Raw genomic sequence first — 13,423 nt, 5'->3', positions numbered from 1 at the left:
GCGGGGAATATACCCAAAAGAGATTAAAAGTAGTTAAGCATGTTAGAAAGCAGTAAAAATAAATCAAATTATCAAGATTTGCTAAAAACTCTAGCAATCATAGCTATGATCATCGATCATATAGGTTTGTATCTATATCCTGACCTTATTACTTTGCGAATAATCGGTCGTACTGCTATGCCGGTTTTTTGCTTTTTTGCTGGCTATAATTTTCATGATAAGCCAAAATTGCGAATAATAATATGGGGTATTTTACTACAAATTTACACTACAATATTATTCAAGCAGTTTATCACCACAAATATTTTAATCTCTATTTATTTAGGGCAGTGCTATATTTATTGTTTTCGTAAGTCGTTAACTCGTTTCTTCTATAGCGGCTACTGCCATGTTATTATAATGATAATATTATGGTATATAAGCTGGGCTATCATTGATTATGGTACGATTGTAATTGCAATTATGATACTTGGATTTATTGCAAAACATGAACCCAAAAACCTAAAACTTTGTTGTTTTGTAACAATTCTTATTACTTTAGTACATTCAGCTCTGTTCGTGCTTACTATTTCTTTTAGTGATCTTAATTTATCAAATTTTGATTTAGTTTTAGATATTATCTTGTTAACAGTTACATACATATTAATGATCATAAGTAATTATTCAAAGAGACTATTTATAAGTTTAAAATGGATCAGTAGAAATGTTATATATATATATTGTGTGCAAATTATGATTTTGCAGTTTATATTTGTCTATAGCTACACATATGGTTTTAAAAATTAGTAAATAAAAATTAACAATTTTGGTGGCATTTATTTTTTATCGATATTAATATGTTTGAGCAACTAATTAATATTAACAACGATGAATGTAATAGATCGTTTAATTTTAGATAATGAAAAATATAAAGAAAGGTTTAAACAAAATAAGTTAATAAAAGTAATCCCCGCCGCAAGCAGCGGGGTATTTTAGAAGAAAGCTAGCTGATGATCCTCATGCAGTTTCTGATATTCCTTGCCTTGGTTTTTTACGTATTTTCCTATCATATTCTCATTTCCATGCTTACCTACCGTACTCGTAAAATATCCATCAGTCCAAAATTCTCCACCCCATAATTGTTTCTTTACCTGTGGACACTGTCTAAATATTTGACGAGCTGTAACACTTTTAATTGTTGTTACTATTTTTGTTACGCTATAGATTGGTACAGATTGTACCAAAAAATGGACATGATCTTCATCAACCCCTATTTCTAAAAATTTTATTTGATATCTCTTTTCTATCTCTAAACATATTTCTCGTAATACTTGATCAACTGATACGTCAAACACTGCTCGGCGATATTTTGCTGGAAATACCATGTGATACAGCAGTACCGTAACATTATGACTTTTATGTATATATTTGCTCATTACGCCATATTACGCCGCAAGCGGCGGGGAATATACCCAAAAGAGATTTAAAATTAATTTAGAAAGTGACGCACAAAAAAATAAATTTCTTGATTACTTCCAAATCTGGTCAAATGAATTTCAAAAAATGGTACTTGCAAGGGTAGTATTTTCAGAACATAAAAAATTTACAAAACTTGCTTGGGAACATTTACTTGATGAATTCGGTCACAATATAGAACTCTCAAAAGACAGAAAAAATAATACAGAAGTGGAAGATCCTATCTTTGAGGCACTTGGTTCTTGGTTTACTTTAAAAATGATGACACTTGGTGATAGTGAGCGAGTGGTGCTTGTACATATGATAATAGAATCATGTGCTACTATATTTTATGAGAAGTTAGGCTCGATATTTTTAAGTTGTAAAAAAGCTGAAAAGCACTTTAAAACCCACATGCATCTTGACCCCGAGCATGAACAAATGGGAGTAGATTTATTAAGACAGTTAAATGTTAATGATCTTTTACTACTTAATATTCAGAAAAAAGGCTGGGACATGATTGAGGCTCTATTCACTAGACTTGCAAGCATTGTGGAAGGGTGATCGTCATTGTCATTCTGTGGGGGCATTGCCTGCATGAGTTAGTTCTCGTCATTGCAAGCAAGCATTGCTTGTGTGGCAATCTCATGAAGCAGAACTTCTAGGATTACTTCGTAAAACCTATGGTTTTTCTGGTCTTGTTACCCGGCTTGATTTTTTCCGTCATTGCGAGGAAAAATTGAAAATTTTGACGAAGCAATCTAGTAAAAAATACTAAAATCAGTACTTTTTTACTTTTTTTCTGGATTGCTGCACTCATTTCATTCGCTCGCAATGACGATTTGAGAGTTATGTAACAACGTCGGTTTTTCCTCTCAATGACGTTAACTCATTTCACCATCATATGCCTTGCCTAATAATTCTAAAGCATTTTGTTCATAATTTCTTTGTTGTTCCATGCCATATTATTGTTTCATAATTTTGTTGTTTTAAAGTAGTTTCTGCCGTATTTTTTAAATAACTCACTATCTAATGTATGTAATACATATGAAAGCGTATAAGAAATATCAGGTTTATCTGGAGCTTGCTGTATTTTTTCTTGAATATAATTATGTTGTAGTTAGTTAGTATAGCATAAATCATTAAGATACTGACAATTTAATAGTATTAAAAACAGCATCATAAAATGTTTCAAAATCTCCTACAACTTTCCTAATTTCATTTTTTATCTTAAACCAGTAATGCTCTATAGGATTTAAATCAGGAGAGTAAGTTGGTAAATACAATATGGTACAACCAACGGATTCAATTAACTCTTTAACTTTAGAATTTTTATGAAAATTAATGTTATCCATAATGAAAATGCAAGGACTAAGTAGAACAAAACCTATAAATTTTCTGCCCAAATTTCATTGGGGGTTTTATAACCAAAAATCTTTCTTGGCATGTTATTTAAAATCTCAGCAACATTGTCAAGACCTCTTTGTGTAACGGTAGTAATATCTGTATTTTTAGGTAAAATTCTATGAATCATAGAATTCATTTTTTCCACTAATGCTTTTTGTCTAGGGCGGTATGGATCACAAAAGAAAGTTTGAAACCCAGATAGTCTATAGGCAACATGCCCCACAAACTCTTTGCCATTATCCATAGTAATAGTCTTTCTCACACTATTTGGAAGAGTTTTTATCTTTCTTAAAAAACCATTGGTAACTGTTGTAGCTCTCTTGGAGTTATTCAGCACTAAAATAATCTTTTGACTCTTCAAAACTTACGCTATGTTATAGCAAATATGCTAAAAACTTTTATTACACAGCAATGTTTTATAGTGAAGCACTTCATAATATCCCTTAATTCATGGGCATTATATCAAACATAGCGTAAGTTTTGTCTTTTTATCCACCAGTGCACCAATATTCATACTTTGATTACCTTTATGAAATGTAAGATCTGCCTCAAAATTCCCTACTTCTACCTTTTTCGTAGCTATTGCATCACGCTGATGTATTGAGATCCTTTGTGGTATAATGATCCTTTGACGCCTCTTCCCTCTTTCTTGCCTTTTATATCTTTTAGAAGGTAAATAGCTATATAACTTTAATTTAGCTGCTACTGCAGAAGTGTAAACAAATCTATATATACTTTCTGTACTGATACACAAAGCTGTATTTTTGTCTAGTTTTAACTTTCCGGCTATAGCATCCGGCGACCATTTCTTGCGAATCATAGCATTTTTAATATAATCTAACAACATAGGGTTCTTTTCTATTTTTAATAACTCTTGCTGATACATCCTGTTTTCATATTTTTCCTGAGCAACACAAGGCATATACTTATCTTTTACCTTATTTCTTTTTAGCTCCATACTAATAGCGCTTTTAGACCTCGTAAGATGTTGTGCTATCTTATTAATACTGACTCCTAGGTCATACATTCTTTTTATCTCATATCTCTCTTCTCGAGATAAGTGTCTATACAGAAAGTATATATAGATTTGTTTACACTTCTGCAGTAGCAGCTAAATTAAAGTTATATAGCTATTTACCTTCTAAAAGATATAAAAGGCAAGAAAGAGGGAAGAGGCGTCAAAGGATCATTATACCACAAAGGATCTCAATACATCAGCCTGATGCAATAGCTACGAAAAAGGTAGAAGTAGGGAATTTTGAGGCAGATCTTACATTTCATAAAGGTAATCAAAGTATGAATATTGGTGCACTGGTGGATAAAAAGAGTCAAAAGATTATTTTAGTGCTGAATAACTCCAAGAGAGCTAAAACAGTTACCAATGGGTTTTTAAGAAAGATAAAAACTCTTCCAAATAGTGTGAGAAAGACTATTACTATGGATAATGGCAAAGAGTTTGTGGGGCATGTTGCCTATAGACTATCTGGGTTTCAAACTTTCTTTTGTGATCCATACCGCCCTAGACAAAAAGCATTAGTGGAAAAAATGAATTCTATGATTCATAGAATTTTACCTAAAAATACAGATATTACTACCGTTACACAAAGAGGTCTTGACAATGTTGCTGAGATTTTAAATAACATGCCAAGAAAGATTTTTGGTTATAAAACCCCCAATGAAATTTGGGCAGAAAATTTATAGGTTTTGTTCTACTTAGTCCTTGCATTTTCAAATCTGAAAATCTTTGGGAAAGAAGAATAGCAATGGTTGCAACTTGGTATTTTATTCGCAAAAATGAACTCGATTTAACTTTTAAAATAGCTCAATTATTACTAAACGATAAGCACGATTTAATTCATAAAGCGGTAGGGTGGATGCTACGTGAAGCAGGAAAAAAGGATGAAAAGCAATTGATAGAGTTTTTAAATAGACATATATCACAAATGCCTAGAACTACATTGCGTTATGCGATTGAGAGGTTTATGCTGGAAATACGTAGGTATTATATTCTAAAAAACTAGATTTATATAAAATTTATGCTAGTATTTTATAAAACTATTAAAAGGTGTTAATTATGATAAAAACTTTATTGGCTAGTTTTATAGCTTTTGCTAGTATAACAAGCTATGCTAAGCTTACAAATACGCAGCCAACCCAAACTACTAGTCCTACTGATACTACTACAGATTCATCTACTACTTTATCTAAGTTAAATGCAGCAGGAGCTGTACAATTTGCCCAACCTTGGGTAAGACCTACTACAAATGTTGATAATGTACTAAGCAATTCTGCTATGTATTTTACATTAGTAAATACTAGACCGGCTAGCTATAATATAGTTAATATATCTTCAGATCAAGTAGGTAGAATAGAGATGCACCAAACGATTAATGACAGTAATGGTGTTAGCCAAATGGTGAAAGTAGATTATCCGTTTTTAATTTCTGGTAATCTTAACGTTGCTTTTAAACCTGGAGATATGCATATAATGCTTTATGATATAAGAAAAGATCTAAACGTAGGTGATACAGTTGATATAACTTTTTTCTTTGATGATAATAGTGTAAAAACTGTTACTGCTAAAGTGGCAAGTGATAACCCTTATCCTCAACAGTAAAAGAAAATTTTAATAGCCCGTCATTGCGAGTATAGTACCGAACAGTTTTTAAAAAATGTTATATTTTATTCAGGTATAGGTATTATTCTATGTAATTCTTAGCTAGAGGCGGGAATGACATAGAATAATAACTGTCCGGTACTATTGGACAAGCCACGGGATGACGACAGGGGGAAACGATCCACGCAAGCAAATCTTAAGCGGGAATGACATAGAATAATAACTTTTCGATGCTATTCTATCTTTCATGCATATAACTATTGCATAATTGTATTATTTCTTCTTTATATCTTGGTTTTAGTAAATATCTACTTTTTAGGTTTAAATTTTTAAAATCTTGTTCAGTTAAAGGTAGATATTTACATAGCTTCATTAAATCTTCATCTGAAATAAAATGTTTTCGAGGGATATTTATAGTTTGTGCCTTTTCTTCACGATAAGCTGCAAGCATTTGTATTTTAGTTTTAAAATCTTTAATTTCAATCCTAAATTTTACTTTTTTCCAAGCATCTTCGGGTTTTACCTCATAGTTTTTAATATTAAATAAAAACTGGAGCATGGATTGATATTGATTCGTTAAATTATTATTCAAAATTATCTTATTTAGTTGTTTATATATTTTATCCAAATATTCAACATCTAAAAATGCATAATTTAGCATATCTTCGGTAATAGGGCGTTTTAACCAATTAGATTTTTGATGAGTTTTATCAATATTGATTTTGAAGAGTTTATAACAAATATCATCATAGCTTAGTTGATTACCAAGACCACAAACATTTGCAGCAACTTGTACATCAAAAATATTAGAAGGCAGAGTTTTAAACAAATTATAAAAAATTTCGAAATCTTCACGAGGTGCATGAAATATTTTAATAATATTATTATCTATAAGTAATTTATTAAAGACGTTTAAATCTAAATTATTTATCGCATCAATTATTATGCTGCAATCTTCTGCTTTTACTTGTATTATACTGAGTTTAGAGTAATAGGTATAACGACGTTCAAATTCTGTATCTATACTTAACCATTTTTTAGTGGATAATTCCTTACAAAACTCTTCTAATATTTTTTGACTATTAATAATTTGCATAAATGAAGCTATTTACAAAGCTCCAATAATTTTTAGAAAAAGATTGGTATGAGATAAAGATAATACTACTTCAAGACCAATTAATATAATAATAATCCACTCAAGTTTAGTAGAGTGTTTATAGTTAAGGTCATTGGAAAGGATATCAAGCAACTCATGAATCATATTAAGGCGATGGTTCATTATATTTTGCCTTATTTCTATGTCTTGAAATTCTGCCGTCATAAGATATAAAGGCTCATAGCTAGGACGACGCCAAAAAAATTCAGGAGTATCGAATATATCACTATGTAAGCTGATTGAATAACGTTCACTAAATAATATTCCTATTTGTTGTAATATCTCTTTTTTAGAGAGTGATACACTACCAGTTCTAGCTAATTCCTGTTGTATAGGAGTGGTCTGAGATATCAAATTACTTACAGATTGCTCAAGAACGCTAAGCTTAACAGATTGGGCAAGTGCATGAGAAATAGACAGCTTAACAAAAACCGATTTATCAGCCAAAATTATTTTGTTTTTTTCTTCGTCAATAAAAGTTTTTTCGTGTTCTTCACTATATTCAAAATAAATATAATCGGATACAGGTTCGGCAAGTTTATTTATCGTTACTAAATCAGTATCATTTAAAATTACTCTTTCCTGAATTTCGTCACCGCCCCAAATAGTTACACAACCAAAAGGGAAGAAAAATATATCTATATAATCAGAATCTTTATTTATTTCTTTCCGAATATATAAAACATCATCAAAATGCTGAGGTTCAAGCCCAATCTTTTTTAAATTAGTAACCAGATCACTCATCTTATATTCAGAAGAAACGCAGTAAGATGAACATCTCATAATTATTTAAGTTTAATTTACATAAATTTAAAGTATAGTAGTGTGAAGCATAGAAAGTCAATAATATTATAATTATGTACGAAATATTAAACAATAGAGAGGTTATTAAAATAGCGGGTTCGGATTCGTTAAAGTTCCTGCAAAACCTTACAACTAATGATATCAATAAGAGTAATTATTGTTATACTTATTTACTTAATAATCAAGGTAGATATTTATTTGATTTCTTTGTATATACACATAACCTTGAAGAAATTTATATTGATATTGATGAGAAAAGTAAAACTGCCTTAATAGATCACTTAAATTTTTATAAGTTCCGCTCCAAAATAGAAATAATAGATTGTAAAGATGAATATAAAATTGCTTATTCTCATCAGGAATTAAATATGGATTCGTTAGTCATAGCTCGTGATCCTCGATATAATTTGCTGGGATTTCGCTCAATAACACTAAGCCAAGCATGTCATTCCTGCGTAGGCGGGAATCTAAGTAAAAAATTATATCTAAAAGATAAATATAATTTTGCCATAGTAGACGGAGTAGATGATTTGGCTTCAGGTGAGTCAATTCCAGTTATCTATGGTGCTGAAGAATTGAACGCTATTAGTTATGATAAAGGTTGTTATGTAGGTCAAGAAGTTATATCAAGAGCTAAATATCAAGGTGTTATAAGAAGAAAAATATACAAAATTATAGGTGAGGAAGATTTATCATCTTTAGTTAAAAATGAGGAAATAATTACGACCAAGTACAAAATTGGGATAATATGTTCTAGCTATCAAAATAAAGCTATCGCCTTAATTAGAGAAGAGAAGTATTTGGCTAATAAGGAAGAAGATATTACTGTGGGAGGGATTAAGGTAGGCTTGTCTTTTGCTCCTTGGTATGGTTAAGATTAAAAACGTCATGAGTTACACGAATTTTTGTGTCATTCCCAGCAACGGCGGGAATCCAGCATAAAGCGAGATACATCGAGCTTTTAATTTTAAAAACTTGTTGTATTTGTGTTTTTATTACTGGATTCTCGCCATTGCTAGGAATGACATTATGGATGATGAGATGACATAATAATAAAAATCAAAATATATGAATAATAATTCTCCAAAAATATCAATAGTTTTACCGGTTTATAACAGAGAGAAGTTATTGCCGAAAGCTATTGAAAGCTGCCTTAATCAAACATTTACAGATTTTGAGCTTATTATAATCGATGACTGCTCTAAAGATAAAAGCTTTGAAATAGCAAAGGAATATGCAAAGCAGGATCAGCGTATCAAAGTAATAAGAAATGAGCCTAATAAAAGATTGCCAGCTAGTCTTAATATTGCTTTTAAGGAGGCTAGGGGGCAGTATTTTACTTGGACTTCCGATGATAATCTTTTGCATGAAAATGCTTTAGCAAAAATGAATGATGTTTTAGATAATTCACCAGATATTGGGCTTGTTTATACCGATTATACTTTAATTGATGAGCATGGTAAAGTGGGTAGCAGAATGCACCAAGAACCTCCAGAATTTCTACCTATTCGTGATTGTGTCGGGGCATGCTTTCTATATAGGGCGGATATAGCAAAGATGGTAGGAGGATATAACGAAAACATGCATTTAGTTGATGATTATGAATATTGGCTTCGGTTTGGGCTTGTTACAAAATTTGCTCATATACCAGAGTCGTTGTATTTTTATATGGTGCATAATCAGAGCTTAACAACTGAACGAAAAGCAGAAGCCCAAAAAGCTAAAAGAGCTTTGAAAGAATTATTTAAAGATAAATATACTATTCCTGATAAGATTAAGCCTATAGATGATTTATATAGCTGGTTTATTGAAGATAAAAATTTAAATTCTTATCTCAAATTATTAAAAATAATAATTTGTAATCCTATCATTACCCTTTCTTATATTCTAAAAAACCTTAAAAGAATTAGATAATTTTTATTGATAAAAGCAGAAATAGGGGTATTATTCTATGGTGTCATTCCTGCAAAAGCAGGAATCCAGCATAAAGCGAGAGAAATCGAGTTTTATAATTTTAAAGGCTTAATGTTTTTATGTTTATTTTTTCTAGATTCCTGCGATCAACGGAATGACAATAAAAGCTTTTTTCAAGCCATGGGATTGACATCCACACAACCAATATATCCATAATATGCCAAATCAAGACTTCTTACATTCATTAAATGAGCAGCAGCAAAAAGCAGTTCTTCATACCGAAGGACCTCTTCTTTTGCTTGCAGGAGCAGGAACTGGTAAGACGAAAGTACTAACCTCAAGAATTGCAAATATTATTCATCAAAATTTAGCATCCCCGCAAAATATTTTAGCTGTTACTTTCACGAATAAAGCAGCAAAAGAGATGCAGGAAAGAGTCCATAATTTGGTTAGCTCTTACGGTCTTAATATTGGTACTTTCCACTCAATGGCAGCAAGGATATTGCGTGATCAAATAGAGCATTTAAATCTTAGTTTAAATAGCAGATTCACTATTATTAGCCAAGATGATCAACTAAGATTAATCAAGGATATAGTAAAGCTTAAAAACATCGATACTAAAAAATATGCTCCTAAACTAATACATATCGTAATTTCACGTTGGAAAGATCAAGGTTTATTGCCAAATAAGTTATCAAGTTCTGATACTAATTTACCTTTGCAACGTGTAGCAAAACTTGTTTATGAAGAATATCAGCAAAATTTACTGATCTCTAACGTAGTGGATTTTGGGGATTTACTGCTTTATAATAATGAGCTTTTCATTAAAAACCATGAGATATTAAAACATTATCAAGAAAAATATCGTTATATTTTAATTGATGAGTATCAAGATACTAATGTCGTGCAATATTTGTGGGCAAGAATGCTTGCGAGCTTAAGTAAAAATATCTGCTGCGTTGGTGACGACGACCAGTCTATTTATGGTTGGCGTGGTGCAGAAGTAGGCAATATATTACGTTTTGAAAAAGATTTTTTAAATGCCACAATTATTAAGTTAGAGCAGAATTATAGATCAACTCTTCCAATTCTTGCGGCTGCTTCAAATGTCATTAATAACAATAAAAATCGTCATGGCAAAATCTTATGGACTGATAAGGAAAGCGGCGAAAAGATCAAAATTATATCTTGCTGGAATGATAAAGAAGAAGCAAGATATATTGCCTCCGAAATAGCTAGGTTAGTGCGAGAGGGAAGATATAGTGCAGGGAATATTGCTATATTAGTAAGAGCAGGGTTTCAAACTAGAAGCTTTGAAGAAGCCTTTATAAATAGTGCTATGCCTTATAAAATTATCGGCGGTTTGCGGTTCTATGAACGTATGGAGATTAGGGATGTGCTGGCTTATATCCGTATCGCTTTAAACCAAAATGATAATTTAGCATTAGAGCGTATTATTAACGTACCGAAAAGAGCAATAGGGGCAGTAACGTTAAATAAAATTAAAACATATGCTATAGAAAAAAATATCTCTAATTTCGCTGCTATTAAAGAAATGCTAGAGGATGGTGAGATAAAAACAAAATCCTATGAAACTTTGAAAGATTTAGTTACCAAAATTAGCAATTGGCATGAAAGATTTAGCTTTGATGCTCCAATAAATGTAACTAAAGCAATACTCGATGATTCCGGATATTTAGAAATGCTTCAGGAAGAGAAAACTGAAGAAGCTTTAAGCAGGATCGAGAATATCAACGAAATGCTAAGAGCTATTGCTGAGTTTAACGATATTCATGATTTTATTGAGCATTCTAGCTTAGTTATGGAAAATGAAGTTTTAGAAACCAATTATGGTGGTTCTGTAACAATAATGACTCTACATGGTGCTAAAGGGCTTGAGTTTGATGTAGTATTTTTGCCAGGTTGGGAAGAGGGGGTATTTCCGTCTCAAAGATCTTTAGATGAAGAGGGTGAAAAAGGTTTGGAAGAAGAACGCCGCATTGCTTATGTTGGTATTACTAGAGCTAAAAAAGAGCTTTACATTACCCATGCTGAAAGCCGTAAAATATTCTACGAAATAGTCAGATCATACCCATCAAGGTTCTTAGCTGAAATCCCAGAGGAAATTATTATCCGCACATCTTCTATAAAAAAATACGATTCTTTTTACAAATTTTAACTAATTTTTTTTCTAGAATTTAAAATTAATTTGGCATTTTTTTTAATGTTTATTATTATTTAAAATAAATTAAAAAAGGAATAATATGACAGATAATTTGAAAGTTGATGACAGAGTTCAGCAACTGAAAGACATAACGGATATTCAAGAAAAGGATTTAAATATTGATGATCGAACTCAGCAATTACCAAAAAAAGACGTAGCTGATAAAAAAATTAATGAGATTGAAGAGAAAAAAAATTTAAAAATTGATGATCAGAACCAGCAATCATCAAATAGAAATATAGTAAATAATAAAATCAACGATATTACAGGAGTAATTAGAAAGTTTGATCAATATCAGTCATTAGTACCTAAAGATCTTTCTTTTTTTGATCAACCGCTTCAATATATACAAAATTTTGGTGGAGCATTAGATTTAGGTTATGATCTTATAAGATCCTATCTTAAAGAAGAGAAAATTCAAGATTTTGTTGATAGCATAAATGAAAATGCAAAACAAAATGCTGCAATAACTACAAAGCAAAATAGAGATAAAATTAAACTTTATGCTGCAAAAATTGAAGGTAATTTAAAAGGATTTAGGGTAAGTTTAGATTTAGTATCAATGAAACCTGTACTAAATGAATTTAATGATCAAGATATAAATACTTTAACAAATGCAATTAATGAATCATTAGTTGAAGTGAGCAATAATAAGATTCCTGCAAAAGTATATACTGAAAAACTGCTAGATGCAGTTGTAAAAAAATTACCTAATTCTTTCTCACAACAAAAATTGCAGCAATGTAAGGAATTTATTCAAAGTGGGCAAAAAAATAAAAAAACATACACAGAATCGGAAATGGATAGAAAAGAAATTTCTAAAGCAGCAGAAGATTCGATAAATCAACTGACAGAAAGGTTAGATAAAAATACTCGCGAAAGTAAAATGTTAGAGCCTATGGTTAGGCTTTTTGCTCCTTTATATGAGAGTACCAATGAAAAACTTATTGAAAAAACAGGAACAATTTTAAAGAATTTAGATTCTGCTTATCTGACTGAAAATAGTAATAAAATAGTCTCGGAGCTAAAAGAAATTAATGACAAAGGCACTTCTCTATGGGAAAAGTTTAAGTCAATTTTTACAGGTAAAGATTATTTAGAGGAAAGATTAGAACAATCAGTAAATAAATATGCAGCGTTAAGTGATGAACATGTAAAAAAAGAAATTGATAATAAAATCTTTTCAAATGCTTTAACAAATGAACAAATTGCTGCTAGCTTAACAAAATTAATGAATAAAACTGTTGAGCCGAAAGAAGTTAATAATCCTAATCCTAATCTTAATTTAGTTGAAATAAGAAAAGCAAATCCTGAAATATTTGATAAATTATTATTTGCCAACCAATCTCAAACATCTTCAAAAGATAAACCTGATATTCATCAAGAGAATCAGAAAGTAAGAACAAGAGGACCTGGTCTTTAATTAGCTTTCTTTCCAAGCTATGAAGATTTCTAAAAATACCTTAAATGGGATATGTATTAGAAATCTTCATAGAACCTATCTTAGTTATTTTACATCGTTAATTTTTTAAATATTTTTATCAAAAGATAAAAAAGTTGTAAATTATGGAATTTTGATATCTAATATATCAAATGTTTTAATAATAGGTAACATATGGCTATAAAGTTACAAGAAGCACAGCATGAGGTTAGGAGTAAAGATAAAGAAAGTGATTTAATACAATTATTAAGAAACGACCTAAAAGAAACAAAAAACTATTTAGTACAGGGGTTAATTAACGAGGGGTTTAAAAAAAAAAGAAATTAATGTAAATGATCCTGATGTAAAAAACAATTGAAAATCTAATATATTCTGATCCGGATGACCCTAAAAATAAAATATATCTTCTAAGCCTAATGCAAAAAA

Annotated in this window: 13 protein-coding genes and 3 pseudogenes; 11 read left to right on the top strand and 5 right to left on the bottom strand. The window is 30.6% G+C overall.

The features are described from left to right. Positions 1 to 39 precede the first annotated feature (39 nt). Positions 40 to 786, top strand: coding sequence for a TraX family protein (locus AAGD55_RS07725; protein ID WP_341791042.1), 747 nt, complete (start codon positions 40 to 42; stop codon positions 784 to 786). A 185-nt stretch (positions 787 to 971) separates the two neighbouring features. Here the strand turns inward: AAGD55_RS07725 and tnpA are convergent, their stop codons facing one another. Further along, positions 972 to 1,415, bottom strand: a complete 444-nt coding sequence (tnpA, locus tag AAGD55_RS07720) for an IS200/IS605 family transposase (RefSeq protein ID WP_341791041.1) — start codon at positions 1,413 to 1,415, stop codon at positions 972 to 974. Positions 1,416 to 1,455: 40 nt separating this feature from the next. Here tnpA and AAGD55_RS07715 point away from each other — a divergent pair. Then, a pseudogene (locus AAGD55_RS07715) lies at positions 1,456 to 1,998 on the top strand (hypothetical protein); the annotation flags it as partial. Positions 1,999 to 2,576: 578 nt separating this feature from the next. Here AAGD55_RS07715 and AAGD55_RS07710 read toward each other — a convergent pair. Next, positions 2,577 to 2,798: pseudogene (locus AAGD55_RS07710) on the bottom strand (transposase); the annotation flags it as partial. Between the two features lie 23 nt (positions 2,799 to 2,821). Continuing rightward, positions 2,822 to 3,868 (bottom strand): annotated as a pseudogene (locus AAGD55_RS07705) (IS30 family transposase). Positions 3,869 to 3,882: 14 nt separating this feature from the next. On the opposite strand from AAGD55_RS07705, the gene AAGD55_RS07700 reads away from it, so the two are divergent. The 3 genes from AAGD55_RS07700 to AAGD55_RS07690 are packed head-to-tail and all read left to right on the top strand — an operon-like array spanning position 3,883 to position 5,458. After that, on the top strand, positions 3,883 to 4,542 hold the full coding sequence (locus AAGD55_RS07700) for an IS30 family transposase (protein ID WP_341792554.1): 660 nt from the start codon (positions 3,883 to 3,885) through the stop codon (positions 4,540 to 4,542). Further along, on the top strand, positions 4,524 to 4,862 hold the full coding sequence (locus AAGD55_RS07695; protein ID WP_341791040.1) for a DNA alkylation repair protein: 339 nt from the start codon (positions 4,524 to 4,526) through the stop codon (positions 4,860 to 4,862). The genes AAGD55_RS07700 and AAGD55_RS07695 overlap by 19 nt, the downstream gene beginning before the upstream one ends. A gap of 53 nt (positions 4,863 to 4,915) precedes the next feature. Beyond that, entirely contained in the window at positions 4,916 to 5,458 is a 543-nt protein-coding gene (locus tag AAGD55_RS07690) for a copper chaperone PCu(A)C (RefSeq protein ID WP_341791039.1), read from the top strand. 238 nt (positions 5,459 to 5,696) lie between these two features. Here AAGD55_RS07690 and AAGD55_RS07685 read toward each other — a convergent pair whose 3' ends face one another. Beyond that, positions 5,697 to 6,554 carry a ribonuclease D gene (locus AAGD55_RS07685; RefSeq protein ID WP_341791038.1) on the bottom strand — a complete coding sequence of 286 codons (858 nt, stop codon included), beginning with the start codon at positions 6,552 to 6,554 and terminating at the stop codon, positions 5,697 to 5,699. Between the two features lie 12 nt (positions 6,555 to 6,566). Beyond that, entirely contained in the window at positions 6,567 to 7,358 is a 792-nt protein-coding gene (locus tag AAGD55_RS07680; RefSeq protein WP_341791037.1) for an RMD1 family protein, read from the bottom strand. A 113-nt stretch (positions 7,359 to 7,471) separates the two neighbouring features. Here AAGD55_RS07680 and AAGD55_RS07675 point away from each other — a divergent pair, with 113 nt between their 5' ends. The 6 genes from AAGD55_RS07675 (at position 7,472) to AAGD55_RS07650 (ending at position 13,324) form a co-directional block, all read left to right on the top strand. Next, the gene (locus tag AAGD55_RS07675) at positions 7,472 to 8,293 is read left to right on the top strand and encodes a folate-binding protein (RefSeq protein ID WP_341791036.1); all 822 of its coding nucleotides are present in this window, start codon (positions 7,472 to 7,474) and stop codon (positions 8,291 to 8,293) included. A 193-nt stretch (positions 8,294 to 8,486) separates the two neighbouring features. Further along, positions 8,487 to 9,332: a glycosyltransferase gene (locus AAGD55_RS07670; protein WP_341791035.1), complete on the top strand. Its 846-nt coding sequence runs from the start codon at positions 8,487 to 8,489 to the stop codon at positions 9,330 to 9,332. A 6-nt stretch (positions 9,333 to 9,338) separates the two neighbouring features. Next, the gene (locus tag AAGD55_RS07665; protein ID WP_341791034.1) at positions 9,339 to 9,548 is read left to right on the top strand and encodes a hypothetical protein; all 210 of its coding nucleotides are present in this window, start codon (positions 9,339 to 9,341) and stop codon (positions 9,546 to 9,548) included. A 1-nt stretch (position 9,549) separates the two neighbouring features. Continuing rightward, positions 9,550 to 11,511 (top strand): DNA helicase PcrA, encoded by a 1,962-nt coding sequence (gene pcrA / locus AAGD55_RS07660; protein ID WP_341791033.1) that lies wholly within the window; start codon positions 9,550 to 9,552, stop codon positions 11,509 to 11,511. Positions 11,512 to 11,596: 85 nt separating this feature from the next. After that, the gene (locus AAGD55_RS07655; RefSeq protein ID WP_341791032.1) at positions 11,597 to 12,979 is read left to right on the top strand and encodes a hypothetical protein; all 1,383 of its coding nucleotides are present in this window, start codon (positions 11,597 to 11,599) and stop codon (positions 12,977 to 12,979) included. A gap of 192 nt (positions 12,980 to 13,171) precedes the next feature. Continuing rightward, a complete protein-coding gene (locus tag AAGD55_RS07650; protein WP_341791031.1) occupies positions 13,172 to 13,324 on the top strand; it encodes a hypothetical protein in 153 nt (50 codons plus the stop codon). The last annotated feature ends 99 nt before the right edge of the window (positions 13,325 to 13,423 follow it).

This window comes from Rickettsia endosymbiont of Gonocerus acuteangulatus, assembly GCF_964026435.1.
In the GTDB taxonomy this organism is placed as follows: domain Bacteria; phylum Pseudomonadota; class Alphaproteobacteria; order Rickettsiales; family Rickettsiaceae; genus Rickettsia.
This window is presented reverse-complemented; position numbering and strand designations above follow the sequence as displayed.